At 37.6% G+C, this 18,167-nt stretch carries 15 protein-coding genes; 3 read left to right on the top strand and 12 right to left on the bottom strand.

The window, feature by feature from the left end:
- Nucleotides 1–94: 94 nt before the first annotated feature.
- The 4 genes from ACH3O9_RS09635 to cyoE all read right to left on the bottom strand — a co-directional run bounded on the left by ACH3O9_RS09635 (nt 95) and on the right by cyoE (nt 3,101).
- The gene (locus ACH3O9_RS09635) at nt 95–454 is read right to left on the bottom strand and encodes a cytochrome C oxidase subunit IV family protein (protein ID WP_416439820.1); all 360 of its coding nucleotides are present in this window, start codon (nt 452–454) and stop codon (nt 95–97) included.
- Nucleotides 455–494: 40 nt separating this feature from the next.
- Entirely contained in the window at nt 495–1,478 is a 984-nt protein-coding gene (locus ACH3O9_RS09630; RefSeq protein ID WP_416439818.1) for a cytochrome c oxidase subunit 3, read from the bottom strand.
- Nucleotides 1,479–1,626: 148 nt separating this feature from the next.
- A complete protein-coding gene (locus ACH3O9_RS09625) occupies nt 1,627–2,208 on the bottom strand; it encodes a cytochrome c oxidase subunit 3 (RefSeq protein WP_416446665.1) in 582 nt (193 codons plus the stop codon).
- Complete coding sequence (cyoE, locus tag ACH3O9_RS09620; protein WP_416439816.1) at nt 2,208–3,101, bottom strand: heme o synthase; 894 nt, start codon at nt 3,099–3,101, stop codon at nt 2,208–2,210. The genes ACH3O9_RS09625 and cyoE overlap by 1 nt, the downstream gene beginning before the upstream one ends.
- A gap of 144 nt (nt 3,102–3,245) precedes the next feature.
- Between cyoE and ACH3O9_RS09615 the strand changes: the two genes are divergently transcribed.
- The 3 genes from ACH3O9_RS09615 to ACH3O9_RS09605 all read left to right on the top strand — a co-directional run bounded on the left by ACH3O9_RS09615 (nt 3,246) and on the right by ACH3O9_RS09605 (nt 4,682).
- Nucleotides 3,246–4,121, top strand: a complete 876-nt coding sequence (locus tag ACH3O9_RS09615) for an MBL fold metallo-hydrolase (protein WP_416439814.1) — start codon at nt 3,246–3,248, stop codon at nt 4,119–4,121.
- Nucleotides 4,122–4,239: 118 nt separating this feature from the next.
- Nucleotides 4,240–4,521, top strand: a complete 282-nt coding sequence (locus ACH3O9_RS09610) for a hypothetical protein (RefSeq protein WP_416439812.1) — start codon at nt 4,240–4,242, stop codon at nt 4,519–4,521.
- Nucleotides 4,464–4,682 carry a hypothetical protein gene (locus ACH3O9_RS09605; RefSeq protein WP_416439810.1) on the top strand — a complete coding sequence of 73 codons (219 nt, stop codon included), beginning with the start codon at nt 4,464–4,466 and terminating at the stop codon, nt 4,680–4,682. Before ACH3O9_RS09610 ends, ACH3O9_RS09605 begins: the two co-directional genes overlap by 58 nt.
- A 31-nt stretch (nt 4,683–4,713) precedes the next feature.
- Here ACH3O9_RS09605 and ACH3O9_RS09600 read toward each other — a convergent pair whose 3' ends face one another.
- The 8 genes from ACH3O9_RS09600 to ruvA form a co-directional block, all read right to left on the bottom strand.
- A complete protein-coding gene (locus ACH3O9_RS09600) occupies nt 4,714–5,130 on the bottom strand; it encodes a Dabb family protein (protein ID WP_416439809.1) in 417 nt (138 codons plus the stop codon).
- 419 nt (nt 5,131–5,549) lie between these two features.
- Complete coding sequence (locus ACH3O9_RS09595) at nt 5,550–7,649, bottom strand: gliding motility protein RemB (RefSeq protein WP_416439807.1); 2,100 nt, start codon at nt 7,647–7,649, stop codon at nt 5,550–5,552.
- A gap of 118 nt (nt 7,650–7,767) precedes the next feature.
- Nucleotides 7,768–8,544 (bottom strand): energy transducer TonB, encoded by a 777-nt coding sequence (locus tag ACH3O9_RS09590; protein ID WP_416439805.1) that lies wholly within the window; start codon nt 8,542–8,544, stop codon nt 7,768–7,770.
- A gap of 109 nt (nt 8,545–8,653) precedes the next feature.
- Nucleotides 8,654–9,379, bottom strand: coding sequence for an energy transducer TonB (locus ACH3O9_RS09585; RefSeq protein WP_416439803.1), 726 nt, complete (start codon nt 9,377–9,379; stop codon nt 8,654–8,656).
- 55 nt (nt 9,380–9,434) lie between these two features.
- Nucleotides 9,435–9,839: a VanZ family protein gene (locus ACH3O9_RS09580; protein ID WP_416439801.1), complete on the bottom strand. Its 405-nt coding sequence runs from the start codon at nt 9,837–9,839 to the stop codon at nt 9,435–9,437.
- Nucleotides 9,817–10,197, bottom strand: a complete 381-nt coding sequence (gcvH, locus tag ACH3O9_RS09575) for a glycine cleavage system protein GcvH (protein ID WP_416439799.1) — start codon at nt 10,195–10,197, stop codon at nt 9,817–9,819. Before gcvH ends, ACH3O9_RS09580 begins: the two co-directional genes overlap by 23 nt.
- A gap of 16 nt (nt 10,198–10,213) precedes the next feature.
- Nucleotides 10,214–17,572 carry a cell surface protein SprA gene (sprA, locus tag ACH3O9_RS09570; protein ID WP_416446663.1) on the bottom strand — a complete coding sequence of 2,453 codons (7,359 nt, stop codon included), beginning with the start codon at nt 17,570–17,572 and terminating at the stop codon, nt 10,214–10,216.
- Nucleotides 17,572–18,153 (bottom strand): Holliday junction branch migration protein RuvA, encoded by a 582-nt coding sequence (gene ruvA, locus ACH3O9_RS09565; protein WP_416439797.1) that lies wholly within the window; start codon nt 18,151–18,153, stop codon nt 17,572–17,574. Before ruvA ends, sprA begins: the two co-directional genes overlap by 1 nt.
- Nucleotides 18,154–18,167: the final 14 nt, after the last annotated feature.

The raw sequence follows: 18,167 nt of genomic DNA, 5'->3' as shown, positions 1-18,167 counted from the left end.
TTTCTTAGCTATTGACCGCATTACCTCATCATCGTTACACTAAAATAAATTCTAGCTAAAAAAAAGACGGCTAAAGCAGCCGTCTCAAATCTTATTAAAAATCCCAGCTTTGATATCCATCGTGATAAACATCAAATATATACTCACCTTCTGTGAGCAGGATAAACATTAAGTAGCAAATTAAAAATATCGCCGTCCACACTACGGCCCTTCTCATCCCTTTAGTCTCATGCTCCATGTGCATGAAAGCCCACACAATATAATAGGCTTTAACCAGGGTAAGAATGATGAAGATCCAGTTAAGCAACTTCATACGAAGCAGGTAAGTATCTACCATAAATTCAGGCTTAACAATACCTAAAAATACCTCTACTATTGTTATTACTGAAAGGATAAAAAATACAGTCCAAATCCTTTTGCTAGCTGACTCGTGATGTACTGCGTCTTGTGCCATTTTTTATATTTTAGAAATAAGCTTAAAGCTAAATTTAATATTAAACCAAATAAAAGAAGGTAAATACAAATACCCAAACCAAATCTACAAAGTGCCAGTAAAGACCAACTTTTTCTACCATTTCATAGCTTCCTCTTCTTTCATAGGTACCCAAAATCACATTTATAAAAATAATGAAGTTGATCACTACTCCTGAGAATACGTGAAAACCATGAAAACCGGTGATAAAGAAAAAGAAATCTGCAAATAAAGGCGCTCCATATTCATTATGCCTAAGATTTGCACCCTGCACTACTCCTACACCATCATCATTTAATTTCTTGATAGATTCTTCTCTTGAGAGAACAACTTTCTCACCTTCTTCAGTTTGAGACTGCGTACGTATGAAAAGATTATTATTAGCCAGGAAACCTGCTTTTACCTGCTCAAAACTAACATCTGCCAAAGTGCTTTGTTCTTCAAGATACCACAAGCCTTTGCTACGCGTTAATTCTTCACGCTCTACTGCTATATCTGCAGCTATATCCTCCAGCGCAACGCGCTCTCCTTCAGCATTTACAAATTGTAGAATTTTACCGGCTCTGGTTTCAACAGCACCATATTCTCCCTGTATAAAGTTCGTCCACTCCCATGCTTGAGAACCTACGAATATTAAACCACCTATTATAGTAAAGAACATGTACCAGATCACCTTGTTCTTTTTCATATGGTGACCAGCATCTACAGCAAGAACCATGGTCACAGATGAAAATATAAGTATAAATGTCATGAATGCGACATAATACATAGGCGCATCTACACCGTGTAAAAAAGGAAAGTGAGTAAACACCTGATCTGCTATAGGCCAGGAATCGATAAATTTAAATCTGGAAAATCCATAAGCGGCGAGAAAGCCGGAAAATGTGAGTGCATCTGAAAGGATGAAAAACCACATCATCATCTTTCCGTAACTAACCTTTAGTGGTTGGTTACCACCTCCCCAGATTTTGCCTTCGGTGCCTGTTCTAACAGCAGTAGCGTCCATAAATAAGTTTTGGTTTTATAAGCCTTGCAAAAATAGGTATTTTTAAAATGGTTTTCAAAGTTAAACATGGTATTTATAACCATTCAAAAAAGCGCCATAACTACCGTAATATCTGCAAAATACGAATGATTGGTGAAAAAATTTATTCCTATCTAAAGAATAAAAGAAACAAAAACAGATACACCCAAAGCACATCTACAAAGTGCCAGAAAGTGGCGCCTAGTTCTATTCCCAACGTTCTTCCGGGAGTATATTTACCTCTTAAGTGATTAACAAGCACAATAATTAGAACGAGCAAACCTGCTCCTATGTGAACAATATGACTAATAACGAAAGCATATATAAACGACGTTGTAACCGTGCTGTCACTACCTGTAAAATAGTATCCTTCTGAAATAATTTGATCAAATCCTAAAAACTGTAGAAACACAAAAGCACCTCCCAGTACTAATGTAGCAATAAGAAATAATCTGCCTGTACTTTCTTTTTGAGCTAAAACTGAACGCTTAGCCAGATGCATAGTTATACTGCTTAAAATAATCACTGCAGTACTAATGTAAAATGCTTGCGGTAATTGAAAATCTGTTAACCAGTCTTTACGCTCTTTACTAACAATATATGCACTGGTTAATCCCGCAAACATCATAGAAAGACTAATAATACCAAACCAAAGCATCATTTTTTTTGATCTCTGGAGTTTTTCTTCTTCGGGTTGTGCTGTGTAATCTATCATCTCAAAAATTTATCTGCCACATATATTATTTGCAATAACGTGATGTAGCTCACACTAGAAAGCATTAACCGTTTTGCAGTAACCGCATTCATATTCTTATAAAGTCGTAAAGCGTAAAACAGAAGCCCTAAACCTAAGACACCTATTATAACTGCCGAAACAGGAGTTAGAAAAAGTCTCCCCGTAACACCAAAAGCCGGTATAAGTGACACTAAAACGGTCCAAATGGTATAAAAAACGACCTGCAAAGCTGTTCCTTTATCTTGTTTCCCGGTAGGCAACATAAAAAATCCGCCTTTTTTATAATCATCATATAAAAACCAGCCTATTGCCCAAAAATGTGGAAACTGCCAGAAAAACTGAATCATAAATAAGGTTCCCGGCTCAATACCAAAACTATCTGTAGCAGCAACCCAGCCCATCATAAACGGAATAGCCCCGGGAAAAGCACCCACAAAAACCGAAAGCGGAGTTCTGGTTTTTAATGGCGTATAAACACATACATATAGAAAAATAGAAACAGCACCAAAGTATGCTGTCGTTGGGTTGATCACCCAAAGAGTTATAAGCCCAAGCACCGTAAAAACACTTGCAATTACAAAAGCATTAGCGACTGTCATACGCCCGGCAGGAATAGGTCTATTCTTCGTGCGATCCATCAGAGCATCAAGATCACGCTCTATTATTTGGTTATACGCATTAGAAGCGCCCACCATAAAATAGCCACCTACAGCCAGCAGGAAAACAGTGTACCAGTCTATCTCATATGCACCCAGAAAATAACCTGCGATGCTTGAAAAAACCACGCTTATAGCAAGACGCATCTTGGTGATCTCCTTAAAATCTGTCCAGGCAGATACGCTTTCAGTATGTGTTTTAACTAAGCTCAAATATGCTGAGATTGGGGTCTTTAAAAAGTCGTGCAAAGATACTCAACACTTATATTACTCACAATGAAATACCAAATTAAAACCATATAAACAGCGCCTAATTTTAATTAACTTTCACAAAAAGAAAAATGAATTAAAAAAACTATGAAAAAAATTAAACTACTAACACTCCTACTTCTATCATTAACACTACAAACTTTTGCCTTTCAGGACATGAGCGATGTCGAGATCAAAGTGATCCCGGTAAGTGAAAATATATTCATGCTTATAGGAAACGGCGGTAACATTGGCATATCTACGGGTGAAGATGGCGTTTTCATGATCGACGATGAGTTTGCTCCTCTTTCTCAAAAGATTCTGGATGCCATCAAAACAATAAGCGACAAGCCAGTAAAATTTTTAGCTAACACACATTTTCATGGTGACCATACCGGCGGCAATGCGAATTTTGAGAAAGAAGGAACTTTAATTCTTGCCCAGGAGAATGTGAGAAAACGCTTAAGCGAAAAACAAAACAATGGTTTGCCGGTCATTACATTTAATGAAGATGTGATGATTCACGTTAACGGTAATGATATTCTTGCCACTCATGTGCACAATGCCCATACAGATGGAGATTCTATGATCTACTTCCCACAAAGTAATGTCTTACACACAGGAGATACATTTTTTAATGGTTCCTTTCCGTTTATAGATCTGTCAAGCGGCGGTAGTGTGGCAGGTGATATTGAAGCGGGAAAAGCGGGATTGATGCTTATAAATAATGATACCAAAATTATTCCGGGTCATGGTGCTCTTGCGACTAAAGCAGATTATGAGAAATATGTAGAAATGCTAAAAGGCATTCAATCTAATGTACAGCAGGCTATAGACTCTAGCACAAGCAAGGAGGATATTATTGCTGATGAATCACTTACCGGCGATTTCTACAGTGATGAGGCTATGAAAGACGCTTTTATAAACGGTCCTAAAATACGCCAGACCTTCTATGAGAGCCTTACGACGGACTTTAATAATTAAAAAATAGCTATTAAATCTTAGGCAGAAATAGCAAATAACTTTTGTACATTTAAATGGTGATTTTCAATATTCTGTTTGAAGATCACCATTTTATTTTAAACATTATAAGTCAATTTTTATGTCAAAATCGGAGTTTTTAGAGGCAATCGAGCAGATTTTTAAATCGTTTGAAGAGCAGATACCTAAATATATGATGCATCCTGAAGATAGTTCTATTGCTGAAGGCAACGTTGCTGTTTGTATTATTGATGAAGATGCTCAGGTTTACGGCAAAATGTATGGCAAGGATAAAGTCAAGCAGCGCCACTTTTATAAAATTGCCTGGACTAAAGCCAGCCAGGTATGGATCACCGGCAAAAAACCGGCGAATTTGAAGAGCTCGTTTTCGCTGGTAAGCTAGATGATAATCAATTTGGCATAGAAAGACCAGATTTTATTGGCTGGGAAGGTGGTCAACCCATAAAATTAGGAGATAAAATGTTAGCCGTAGGATTTAGCGGCTTTAGAGGTGTAAACGATCTGGAAATTGTAGTTAATGCAGTAAATGAGGTGACAATTTAGACAAAACTTCACCTCATTACCTCAGATCTTTTTAATATCCTTTTATCCCAACGGAATCATAGACAATTACTTTATCCCATAAATGGGCAGATTCTTCAATAAAAAGTAGGTGCGCTTCTTCACTTTGATATTTATTCTGAATCTCTTTAGAAGGAAAAGTGAGAACTAAAGAATAGGTATATGAACTATCTACCACATCACGCGGAGTATTTGCAGGAGTACCTATAAAATGTGTGTTTGCGTATAAACTTGAATTTAAGAATTTTTTAAGCGAAGTTTCAAACGCTGTTCTGTCTTCCTGATCACCGGGGTTATGTAACCAAAAGAAAACAGTATGCACAAAGTTTTTGTCAAATTCGGTCATTTTTTCTTGAGCTTTTAAGGTTGGTGTTATACCGCTACAACTTAAAATAAGAAGTAGCGCAATATGTAGTTTATTGATTTTCATTTATCTGTATATGTTGCTATAATTCTAAGAGTGTAATTTACAAAAATATGCAGCTGAATAGAAAAAATGATCTTCTTCTCTTTCTTATAAGGTCATAATCAGTTAAATATTCTTAATTTTTGAATGGAAATTTCAATTAATAAGCAAATTAATTAATAAATTTTATTAATAATTTATATCTTAGCAGGATTAATAGCGGATTTTTACCGTTGAAAACGACTATTTAGCTCGCTAAATAATCAGGGTGGTCAGGAATTCCTTAAAAGGTATCCCAACTTATTTCCGAATTGTATTGTTCTTATCCGTTTGATGTGATGGTTATACGAATTAAGATTTAGACATTACGGACGAACCCCCGACCGTCTTCCCCGCTAGTATAAAGGTGTGCTTTTAAAAGCACACCTTTCTTTTTATACTATTTAGTTATCGAAATACCAGTTGAACAGATCTGTTCTAAAACCGAAGTTTACCCAAAGTGTAGTCTCATCTAAATTTACAGGATCATAGACCTCTGTCGTGTTATCTCTATAGATGATTGATGAATAAACTTTTAAATTAGTAGCGGGGTTAATTAAATAGCCCACTTCAAGATTACCGTGTAACGTATTTGTTTTATTCCCCTGGCCTAGTAAAATTCCATCATCAGAAGGGCGATTCTCATCATTGCCATAAATACTACCACCATAGAAAACATCATTTATATCTCCCATCTCAAACCCACGTGTGCCATAAATGAATTTTGCAGTACCATACCAACGCGCATTTTCATAACGAGCAATAGCTATAAATTCTCTAAAATTAGCTCCCCATAGATGCGCCATAGATTGATTATTATGGCCGTAATTTAAAATGATCTCATTGTTAGAATAAACATAAGGCCTTACTTGATTAAATTCTACTTGCAATTGCAGATCAGGAATGTTAAAAGCATTAAAATATTTTAAGCCTAGTTGCACACCTTGCTTATTTTTATAGCTTTTTGCATTACCCGTAATTGCTCCCGTAGAAAATTCGTCAATAATGACCTGAGCATACGCATTAAACTGGTCACTGAATTTATACTTTCCGCTTAAGCCTATTAAAGCGTTTCCTCCTCTTGAGCCAGTAGAAAACTCAATGGCTCTGTAAAATATCACAGGATTGAGATAATTGAGATCAAAACCACGGTCATTATCATTCTCCCAGATCACATTTTCAAAGAGACCAATATTCAATCGTTTTGAAACATTAAAACTCAGGTAGTGATTTGCCATATATTTTGTACGAAAAGAACCATCACCTACAACCTCTGGCCGTACATCACGCAACGACATCCAGGTGTTAGTGTATTTAAATTTCCAAAAAGTTGTATTGATTTTGAAAAATGGATAAGGGCTCGCGTTATCACTCAAAATTAATGAGCGGTAACCATCGCCTATAAAATTCTTACCGTGACCAAACTGAAGGTTAAAATATTTACTGGGAGTAAAAGATAAATATGCTTCTGCGATAGGATAATCAAAATCTCCTGCACGAGATTCTGCCGCAATACCTCTGCCAGGAACGATAGCAGGATTACCGCCGTCAGGACGTATAGAGCGTGCGTATCTATTAAAGTAACCGGCAAAAGAACCCTGACTTTCGTAAAAAACGGTATAGAAATTTAATTTCTTACCCAGGCCGCCCTGAAAAATTAACGCTCTCGTATTATTATACGTGTAGCTTTGATCTTCATTATTTGCGGTTTCAAAACCCAATTGTAGATCTGCTCCCGGATCTAGTGTAAACCAGTAGTTCTCATGCTGCAGAGTTACCATATGCTCATTCCAGAATTTTCGGCCAAACCAGGAGGTTTTTGCCTTTAAAAGGGAGGTTTTTTTACTTTCAAAATCATAATAATTATTCACTTCCTGGTAAAGGAAAGGCTTGCTGGCCGTGTGACTATTTGTGCCTACAAGGTTCATTTCATAATCAAACCTACTATAGACCTGATGAGAAAGAGGAATATTTAATTGGCTGGTGTATTCATTATCCTGATATGTTAGATCAGTTTTTAAATCATCATACTCATTTTTACGCAGATCAATAACTTTTGAGGTTTCATTACTAAGCTCTTTATTATCTCGCGTATTGCGTGATAGCGGCAACTGTATAGGCATGCTAAACTGCATGTACGTTGGTCTGGCATCATAAGAAGCAGGTGTGATTTGAGGCAATGCTACAAACACGCGCTTAATCTCCTCTTTTAGTTCTTCATAAACAGCTTCTGTATTTAAGATATTGAATTTCCCATCCTTATCAACCTCAAAAAGAACTACCAGTTCCCCCTTATAACCCTCTTCTTCAACAATTGACGGAGTTTTAAAATTCTCCATAATAAATTGAATCAACGTATTCCTGAAACATTCTGGCATCTGGCTAATCTCAACATTTTCACATTGAGGGAATACAGGATATTTCTCAAAAGTATTTTGTGAGTTTTGCGAGTAGGCAGTATTAATGAAAATAAACAATAGAAGTAATGAGACAGTAGACTTCATTATAATAAAAATAGATTAAGGCGGCAGCAAGATATGGCTTTTTTTGAAATAGGATAAAATGGAAAACCCGCCTTTAACAAGTTAAAAACGGGTTTTTTATAGTAAAAATTAGCTCAAATTAATTCTCAGTTTTAAAAAGGATGGGTTGCCCGTAAATAACACGAACGCTTTTATCGCGTTGTTTTCCCGGTTTCATTTGAGGTATTAGCTCAATTACGCGTTCTGCTTCTTTCTCCAGAGCAGGATGAGGCGCGCGCGTTTTTACATCAACTATATTCCCATTTTCATCAACGGTAAATTGCACATCAATTCTGTTCATACCAGACAAACCATACTTACTACCAATATTTGTGTCAAACTTTCTGCTTATTAGCTTATTTATCTTCTCTTGCATACACGTTTTGCGCTCATCATTCGTGTCTAAACCTTCGCAACCTGGGTAGACAGGAACAAATTCTACTTTTCTAAAGTCTACATTTTCTATAGGCTGTTCTTTTTTAGTATCTAAAAAATTAGGATTAAAATCTGGTTCTGGCTCCGGATGAGGAAAAATATCATCTGCCATCTTAGGAGTAACAAAATCATCAGGAACCTCGATAGGCGGCAGAGTGGTTGATGCTTTTTTTGTTTCAGTTTTAGGTTGTTCTCTTTTTGCAACGGTGAAATTCTCATCCCAGTCCATTACATTTAAAGCTGTGGTTTCAGGCATTTGTTCAGGGACATACATTTTTACTGGTGTTTTATACTCAGCAGCGAAGAGTACAAGAAGGAGCGCTACAATAAGACCTATTTGAAAATAGACCAAGTTGTTTTTTCGTAAATTTACATCATGCTTGCTTGTTGGGCTGATTCTGTTTTGCCGAACAGAATCGCCACTTTTTTGTGAAGTTTTCATAAAATAGTTTTAACAGTTAATAATCTATTAAAACGTTAACAACAAGCTTGCCAAAAAAAATCCCGTCTCGCTTTCGCGGACGGGATTTTAAATTATAGATAACTTTTATTTAATCCTGCACCTGGAATACAATAGGTAGTGAATAAAGTACACCTACTGATTTTCCTCTCTGTTTACCAGGAGTCATTTTAGGTAACAATTTAATTACACGTTCTGCTTCCTGCTCTAGTCTAGGATGCGGTCCACGAGAACCTATATCAACGATATTCCCGTTTTTGTCAATTTTAAAACGCACGTAAATTCTGTTTACACCGCTTAACCCAAGTTCACTACCTAATTCTGTATTAAACTTTCGGTTTACAAGAGATGATATCTTTTCAGACATACATTTCTTTTTAGCGTCGTTTCCACTTTCGTTCTCACAACCAGGGAAAATAGGTACGTTCTCAATAACTGCAAATGGTACATCTGCAATTTCTTCTTCTTCTTCAAACTGTACGTCTTCTACTTCTACAATCTCTTCTTCTTGATTGGTTTCTGTAGATTCTATTACAGTTTCTTCTACCTCTGCTTCATCCTCAACTACCTCGATAACTTCGGGTGCTGGTGGCGGTGGTGGCGGTGGTGGTGGTGGTGGCGTGTTCAGTTCTGTAATTGGAATATCTTCTTCCAATACATCGTCCATGTCTAACTGGCCAATATCGATCGCCTTCTTTTCATAAGTTTTCCACTCGATCGCTCCATAAGTAAGCGCGAGGATTAAAATCAAACCTATTTGAAAGAAGAGAACGCTTCTTCTGCCCAGGTCTGCTTTCGGATTTTTCTTAGGTTCCATAAAATCTTAGTTGTTAAGGATTGCTAATTTAAATAAAATCATCTGCAATATGAAATTAAAATTTTGATTTTAATTGATGCAGTTTGGGTCTAAAGGCAATAATCAGCAAAACACATGTTAAAATTCCTGCTGAGTTTGCAATCATATCCTTAGGATCTGCTGATCTGTAAGTGGTTAACCACCCTTGCATTACTTCAATTATCGTACCATTAAAAAGAGCGATAAAAATTGTAATTAAAACTACAGATCGTAAACGTTTATTTTTAATTCCAAATAAATAAAAGAACAAAAACCACAACCCGGTAAACCCTATATAAGCGCAAAAATGAAATATTTTGTCTGAATAATCAGGTGCTCCGGGAATCTCTGGGGTAGGCATCATTGAGACTACAGCCAGCGATATTGTATAAACGATGGCTGCAAAAAGCGAAAAGAATTTACTTGCCAATAATCTCCCCATAGGCTTCTGCACTAAGCAATTGCTCAACCTCATCAAGGTTTGAAATCTTAACTTTAATCATCCAGCCATCACCATAAGGATCGTTATTTACAGCTTCTGGTTCAGATTCTAGCTTGTCATTAAACTCAATGATCTCTCCTGTTAAAGGTAAAAACAGGTCTGAAACGGTCTTTACCGCCTCTACAGTACCAAAAACCTCATCTTTATCTAAGGTCTCGTCTACTGTTTCTACCTCTACGTATACGATATCACCTAACTCTCCCTGAGCAAAATCTGTGATTCCTACTGTGGCTACATCACCTTCAACACGAACCCACTCGTGATCTTTGGTATACTTTAAATCTGCTGGTAAACTCATTATATTTTAAGTGTTATTAATTTCCAAAATTATAACGTAAGGTCAAACCAGAACGAATGGTTGTTTGCGGGAACGCGGTAGATATTGCGTAGGTAGCAAATGAATGGTCATAGTAGAATATGGCCGTTAAATTCTTACTTAATGCATAATCTGCCGTAAACCTGAGCCCATAAATATCCTGACCTGAAGTTACTTGATTATTATCAATATCTAAATAACGCACAATGGTCTCATTTTGTCGCAATGAAAGATCTGCTTTAAAGTTTAAATCACTCCTTAAGATCGTGCGTTTTCCACCAATGTTTGTAGCAAATGTAATGTCTTTTAGACGATATCCCAGCCCAATTATATATTCATTACCGTTAATTTCTGTCATTAAATTATTATCAAAGCTAAGCGACAAAGCACGGTCTTTCCGTATTTCGGCTAAAATTTTAACTGAGTTACGCATTTCAAAATCTAACCGAATTAAGGGCGAAAACTGCTCAACAAGATTAATATTAGAATATAGCGTCTCGTTTAAAAAGTTACCTGCCTGATCTACCTGCGCATCTTCTGGTGATGTATTACGCTGCCTGTTATAATTAAGATTGGTGTTGAACTGATTTATCGTATATCCCGCTCTGTAACCATGATTTACAGAAAAACGCTTAAACCTCTTTTTAAACCAGTCTAACTTCATAAAACCGGTATATTTTATATTCCAGTTAGGTAACGGAAAACTTCTAAATGCTCCCAGCGAAACATTGTCTGCACTGCCGCCTGTGTAAGCTGATAAAAATGCAGGTATAAGCACAGCCTGGTTTGTACGCCCGTAACCCACAGGATACCCATTCTCATCTGTAGGATAATCTGAAGTACCGTAAAAATCCTGAGCCAGACGTTGTGCAATAACCAGCCTATTTGACCTAAAATCGTTAAAAACCTGCGAATTTTCAGCGGTATTCTTGCCAAAAGCAGATCCTATCATTAAGGTGGAAATATTGAAATTTCCATAAGTACTCCCTGTCAAAGTCTGATATTGCAGAGTTTGAGGATCTACTCTGTAGTTTTCATTATACGTTTCCTGATAGATGCGATTCATATTTACATCTATGGTAAGATCTGGAATAAACTCTACCTGCGCCTGAATATCCAGTTGCCTGTTTTCAACCTCACGATACTGTTGGTTAAATTCCTGATAAAGGGTTAACCAGCCTTTTCTTGCTGCATAATCTCGCACTTCTGCCTGACTACCAAATATAAAACCGGTAGTGGGACGCAGCGTACCTATAAAACCAACTCCGGGTAAATAACCGGGAAGATAAGTACCGTTATTCTGTTGATAATTAACTTGTATTTGCTTGATACCTGTTAATATTCCTATAGCTGTATTTGTGGCTTTTTCACCGGCAGACAGCTTACCTGATTCTGGTTGCTGTGCTGCGGTCTCATTGTCATCACCTAAAGTAGGCACAGCCCTGCTTCTTGCGGCGCGTGAAGTTGCTGCACCAGCTGGTTGTTTTTTTACCAGACCTATAGAATTGTAAAACGAGGTCATGTCTAGCGAACCATTAATAGCATGCGTGTTTGCATTTTCTACAGAATTACCCAGATCTGGAATATTTTCTAATGACTGAAATTGCGACGAACCTCTGTTCCACTGAAAATCTGCAGTGTATGAATATGTTGCTTTTACGAAATCAAGAAACGGTATTTTACTTATAGGAAGATCATAGTTTGCCTGCAAAGTCTGGTAATGCCTGCTGGGTGTACCCACATCAAAGAAACCATCATAAATACCTCCCGCTTCAGGGTCTATAGAATCATCATCCTGTAAATAATTGCGCACAATTCTATTCTGAGACTGATCAAAATTTAGTCGCAATGACTGCGTGACGGGATAATTCAAAGAAAATTGCCGGTCAAACAAATAATTCCGTTGCGAAAATTCCGGAACAATAGAGCCTGGAGGTAATGTTATATCTCTAAACTTTTGCTGACTGAATTGTCTGGTGATATTTGTAGTTAAAGAAACACTTGCAGGAAGATAATTGAAGTTGAAATCTTTAAGCAATTGCCAGTACTTACTGGTAAATATTGAATCATTTTCTTTAAATGGCTCAAAGGGTTTTGCATCAAAAGTATAATTGTAAGTTCCGCCTACGCGTACATTTTGATTTCTCGATTGCTCTATCTCAAAATCCTTATGATCTTCCTGATTATAGCTATAGGCTAAAGTAAGATTCTCAATATCATAAGGCATTGGTTTTGCATCACTCGTGCGTTCTTTGCGCACCCCAATAAGATTTACACTGCGTCTTCGCGTATGCGAAACAGATCGCCCTTCAATCTCATCACGATCTGCAGAGGTCGCAGCATTATCAAGACTGGTCTGTAATTCTATATCTGTATATAAAGGATCATATTGTGGCGTGATGATCTCCTCACCTACGGCGTAGTTAAAAGGAAGCTGAATACCCCATTTTTTCGGTAATAACTGCCCCACATTTACATTAGTAACCACATCGTAAGATTTTACATCTTCCCTGCTGCGCATATTAGGGCCTTCATCTATACCTCCAAAACCGATAGTAGTTTGCCTTCCGGTGGCAGAAACAGTGGCAAAATCGGCGATATTTGCATCAATATTGGCGATTCCTGCCCAACCCCCTTCATTCTGAAGATCTGAAAGTCGTAATTCATTAAACCAGGCTTCTCCACATATATCACGCCCATTGGTTTCATTCCCATTCTTTAAACCTAACATAAGTACTCGCACGTCACCAAAACTAGGATTACCTTTAATACCTACACGTATGCTACCGGTTTCATAAGGAGTTTCTTCGGGATTAGTAATTAGATCACCATTTTCATCAAAATAGGTTATTACATTGGGATCATCTAGCACAATAGAACCTCCAAAGAAAGTTGCCTTTATTTTTTGAAGTAATTCAAAAGGAATATTTAATCTGTTTGCCTCGGGCCAAATAGCGTCTGGACTGGTAGTACCAAAATCTGTAGGTGTAAGTGGCAATTCTATCTGATAGAAATTTTCACTTAAATCTGTTCCCATTCTAACGAAAGCTACCAGCTCATTATCACGTAATGCTACCTGATTGATCTGCGATTCTGCATGCACAAACATCTCTAGATTTTTGTATTGACGCATGTCTAATCTAAAGTTCTTATAAACCGCACGACTATCCTGCGCCTCAAGATCACAAACACTTAAAGAAAGCGATTGCTCATTCTGGCGTATGTTATTATTGTTGTTTATTAATTCTTCACGGTAAACCCCGGGAGGTAAGGTGTATGGTATAGGCTCTCTATCTTCATTCTCCTGTATACTTACAGCAGCAACTTCAAACTGTGTACTTTCAGTTGCAGGATCAGAAAGATCAGGATCCAGAGTAAGATCATACCTGCGGTAGTCACCTCGCACAAGATCAAGTGTGCCTAAACGAAGTACAGTATTCTGGCTAAAGCCGCTCATAAACATTCGCATAAAGCGAATTGATCTAAAGTCTGATATCCCTCCTACTGTATTTGTAGGTTGATTAATAGGAATTTTAAACTGCAACCATCTTACAGGAATCGTGCTACCATTAGGTAATTCATAATTTTGCTCCTGACGCACATCTATGATGTACTCATTATTAATCGTTAGACTTTGTGGTGTTATATCAAGTTGATATTCATAATAACTATCAACCGTGTTCATCGTATTATCGCGGTTTATATCTTCTACATCAGGAAATGTAGTAGAACCACGGTTAGTCTGAGTAACATCTACCGGCGAGTTCCCTTCCTGCCCATTATAGTTCTTGTACCTGTCAAGTACAGAACCTTCTGCCGCTACAAAATATTGATAATTATCTGCTGAAGGATCTGGTAAACCTGCAAAACCTGAGAACATAGCAGCTTCCTGAGCATCACTTAAACCATCATAACCTACATCCTGATTGGTACGCTCCTGCCCCTGTGTATCAAAAGCATAGACCAGCGCCTGGTTTGTGGGCACTTTTCCCCATGCTGTTGCAGAACTATTTTGCGTACCGCCATCTTTGGGCAGACCATTCTCGTACTGTTTACGACCATCTTTTAGCACATCTTCAGAAATACTACCAAGGTCTAAGGTCAAACGGCCGCCTGTGTTGCCGGCGTTCTCTGGATAGATAAACGGGTCCATCAACCAGAATTCTATAAATTCTACATTAGATTGCTCAAAATCTGTTGAAGTAAATTGACGCATCATTCCACCAAAATTATCTTCAGGATTACTTAGCACACCATCCTGAGCGTCTGGGCTATAATTGTATGCTCCCCGTTCTGTTGGGTAATACGCAAGATCAAGTGTATATAAAGCCTGAGTTGTTCCTGCAACTATATCCTGCTGGGGGAAAATCTCATCTCTAAAAACACGTCTGGTGGCATATGTAGAAATATCATCGTTATTGATACCACCGGGTCTCTGGCTGGTGTAAAAAATAGGATCTATACTGTACCAGGCTAATTTTGCTCTTCTATAACCCGAAGCTAAATCTCCATTTGATAATTCACCGCCAAAACCAATAGGAGCAGAAGACATGTACCATTGCAAAGGTGAACTAACATCTATTGATGTTTGGGCAGCTTCAAAATCGTCAACGTAAGAGGTCGCTTTTCCGTTAAAATCGGTAGCTTTTGGTTGGCCCGGAAGCAGATAAGCAAACTCACCACGCATAGAAACATTAGACATTACATCTGTATCTATGTTAGGAAGTTTATTAACCAATCGAGTTAGAAACGGAACCTCTGTAGAATAATTAGCATTAAGACCAAATATGGTATTGTTTATAGGCTCAAAACTATAATTGGCTTTTTGAGTTAATGGTCTTTCATTTAAATTTATAAGAGTCCCTCCTATTAAAAAATTCTCGTTAAATCTATGTTCTACATTAATACCCGTAAAACGTTTTGTCTGTTGACCAAAAAGCGTGTTATTTTCTGTGGAAACCTGAATAGGTATATTAGAAGCTATTAAAGCCTGATCAAGAATAATTACTCTGCCTCTTGCATAATCTACTGTGTAATCAAGACCTTCTTGTAAAACACGTCCACCCGCAGTCACAGTCACAGAACCTTGGGGCACATTAAACCCACCTATTGGGATACCATCTTCCTGTGTAGATTTATATTTTCCTTTTAATTGAAATTTATTCTTATCCGCATTATCTCTCGCAGCAGTCTTAGTAGAAGTATAAAGTGACTTGTACACATATTTACGCTGGTTTGCATTGTATGTCTGCTGCTCATCATTTGTCATATCTACACCGTCATCATAAACCTCACCGGTTTCGCTTCTAAGTTTATTGAAGAGATACTCACCAAAAGGTTCCACAGAGGTGAAAATTATACTACCATTTCTCACGTTTACCGTAAGTCCCGGCACAAAATCGAAAAAACCATCTCCTCCTACCTGAGGATCACCATAAGTCGTTAGCCTGTCAAGATTAAAAACACGTAATAACGAAGTTTGATCTACATCGTCCGGAAGCGCAGGGCCGCCTTCTGCAGATGTAATATAATTAAGCGGGGAAGGATCAGTATATACTATATTAAGTCTAAAACCATCTTGCTGCAACTGTCCTGCACCAAGGCCATAGATGTTTTTCATCATCAGGTCCCAAACCGGTTCAGCCACAGTTGTAATGTTGCTTTTCAGCATTTTAACCACAAGAGCTTTAGGTTCACCACCTTGACCCGGCGGAATAAACTGATCAAGAATACCATCGTTATTCACATCTGCGCCTGCAGTTTGATCTGCATCTGCAGCGTCTGTTATTTGATCACCGTCAGTATCCTGTCCATTTTCATTAATATTATCTCCATCTGCATCAACATCAACAACATTTGGCACACCATCGCCATCATCATCGGCATACGGACTGCCGGTTGCATCTACACCATCATTTGCAAATTCGCCCACCTGATAAACCTGCCCGTTCACGGTATATTGAAAAGCCACCCCAAGAACCTCATCATTATTCAACCTCTGGTTTAAAGATATATAACCCAAGGTAGCATCAAGCGTATATTCATTTGAAGTAAGTTGTCTCGAGTTCTCCAGCAATACATAATCTGTTCCGTCTGAAACAGGAACACCACCAAAACCTTGTTCTACGGTTGCAGCATCTCTAATTGCATTATTAAGAACGGTTTGACCGTTACCGTTTATGCCAAAAGGATTAAAATCATTATTTGCATTTGCAGGATAAGAACCTGAAGGTCTGTTTACAAACCCTGAAGGCGGTGCTGCAAGACCAATATTTTCAGGATTAGATTCACCAATATCCTGAACAGCTACAATATTACGTGTACCCTGAACTGTTTGGTTTCGGTTTGTGACCCAAACTTCTATACGCGTGATCTGTATATTAGAATTTACAAATGGATAACTCGCAAGAGCCTCGTCGTAGTGATCTCTAAAATAATGCGAAAGAAAATAATGCCTGTTTTCATCATAATCTAAAGCAAAAATCTCAAAATCCTCAACTGTCCCGCTACCTTCTGCGGTTACAGAATTTGTCTGACTTTGCTGTTCTGAAAACACACCTGTTACAGTCGTTTTCCCAAATTGTAACTGGGTTTTTACACCAAATAAACTTTGTGAACCCTGAATAAGCGCACTATTTAATGGCATACTCACATTACCCACTTCTATCTTTTGTACAATATCATCTTCAGTAGGCGTGTATTCAAGTTTTATCTGGTTCTGAAAATCAAACGTAGATTCTGTATCATACATCGCATTTACCTGCAGTCTTTCTCCTACTTTACCTAGTAAGCTAAGACTAATGCGCTGATCAAAATCAAAACTGAAGTTGCTTCGGTTTCTGGGTGAGAAACTTGGGTTATCCTGTTTTGTATAAAGCACTCCCAGATCCATCTCTACAGATCCCTGTGGAATCAATTCTATCGTATTACCGCCAAAAATCGATTCAAAAAGGTTAGAATCTACATAGAAATTAGGCAATAGATTTTTTTGAGCCTCCTGTCCTTCTTCGGTTTTACCATCTACGGCAGCGATCTTTTCTTTAAAGTACTGGCGCATTTGTTCTTTACGCACCATGTCTTTAAACTCCTGCGGAGTTAAGATAAGTGGATAATTAATATCAAAATCACCTAGTTTCTCACTATAAATATAACGGTCTGTCTGTGGGTCATATATATATTTTGCAATAATGCTACTGGGATTCTTTAGCTCAAGTCTGCCAAGAGAATATCCCGTTGCTGTAGAATCCTGCTCCTGCCCGTCATCTTGAGAGAAGGCAGAAAATGAAATTGCAAATATTCCGAATAAGGTAATATATCGTACTGATGAAGCTAAAAATAATTTTGTCCCCAATTGGATTACAAGTTTTTAAGCGCTTGTTTAATAATGGTTTCAACGTCTGCTGATGGATTCTCCTGCACTATTTTATTGCAAACTTTCTCTGCTTGTTTGCGTAAGAATCCTAAAGTTTCTAATGCAGATAACGCTTCTTCTTTATTGGTATTGCTTGTACTTATTGAAACTTCGTCAATATCGTATACTTTAAGAATCTTATCCTTAAGATCAAGAATCACACGTTGAGCAGTTTTTGCTCCTATTCCTTTTACAGACTGTATTACAGGAACATCACCTGTTGCTATACTTTGTTTAAGCTGCTCAGGAGTAAGCGATGAAAGCATGGTACGCGCTGTACTTGTACCCACGCCAGAAACAGAAATAAGAAGTTTAAAAATGTCCCTTTCAGATTTTTGCATAAACCCATACAGCGTATGCGCATCTTCTTTAATGTGCAGGTAGGTATGAATGCTTATTGCCTCGCCATCTGGCAAAAGAGAATAAGTATGTAAAGATATATTGACAAAATATCCTACCCCATTACAATCTATGATAATTTCGGTAGGATTTTTTTCTACAAGCTTGCCTTTGAGGTGTGTTATCATTTGTTAAGGAAATG

Source organism: Leeuwenhoekiella sp. A16 (assembly GCF_047946675.1).
GTDB lineage: Bacteria > Bacteroidota > Bacteroidia > Flavobacteriales > Flavobacteriaceae > Leeuwenhoekiella.
The sequence above is the reverse complement of the archived record's forward strand: the minus strand, read 5'-3'. Positions and strand labels throughout refer to the sequence as shown.

Bases quoted from the DNA above. Each gene is read 5' to 3' on its own strand.
- ACH3O9_RS09595 (WP_416439807.1), bottom strand. From the start codon at position 7,649: ATGAAGTCTACTGTCTCATTACTTCTATTGTTTATTTTCATTAATACT.
- ACH3O9_RS09630 (WP_416439818.1), bottom strand. From the start codon at position 1,478: ATGGACGCTACTGCTGTTAGAACAGGCACCGAAGGCAAAATCTGGGGA.
- ACH3O9_RS09610 (WP_416439812.1), top strand. From the start codon at position 4,240: ATGTCAAAATCGGAGTTTTTAGAGGCAATCGAGCAGATTTTTAAATCG.
- ACH3O9_RS09615 (WP_416439814.1), top strand. From the start codon at position 3,246: ATGAAAAAAATTAAACTACTAACACTCCTACTTCTATCATTAACACTA.
- ACH3O9_RS09635 (WP_416439820.1), bottom strand. From the start codon at position 454: ATGGCACAAGACGCAGTACATCACGAGTCAGCTAGCAAAAGGATTTGG.
- ACH3O9_RS09600 (WP_416439809.1), bottom strand. From the start codon at position 5,130: ATGAAAATCAATAAACTACATATTGCGCTACTTCTTATTTTAAGTTGT.
- ruvA (WP_416439797.1), bottom strand. From the start codon at position 18,153: ATGATAACACACCTCAAAGGCAAGCTTGTAGAAAAAAATCCTACCGAA.
- ACH3O9_RS09580 (WP_416439801.1), bottom strand. From the start codon at position 9,839: ATGGGGAGATTATTGGCAAGTAAATTCTTTTCGCTTTTTGCAGCCATC.
- gcvH (WP_416439799.1), bottom strand. From the start codon at position 10,197: ATGAGTTTACCAGCAGATTTAAAGTATACCAAAGATCACGAGTGGGTT.
- ACH3O9_RS09605 (WP_416439810.1), top strand. From the start codon at position 4,464: ATGGATCACCGGCAAAAAACCGGCGAATTTGAAGAGCTCGTTTTCGCT.
- ACH3O9_RS09585 (WP_416439803.1), bottom strand. From the start codon at position 9,379: ATGGAACCTAAGAAAAATCCGAAAGCAGACCTGGGCAGAAGAAGCGTT.
- ACH3O9_RS09590 (WP_416439805.1), bottom strand. From the start codon at position 8,544: ATGAAAACTTCACAAAAAAGTGGCGATTCTGTTCGGCAAAACAGAATC.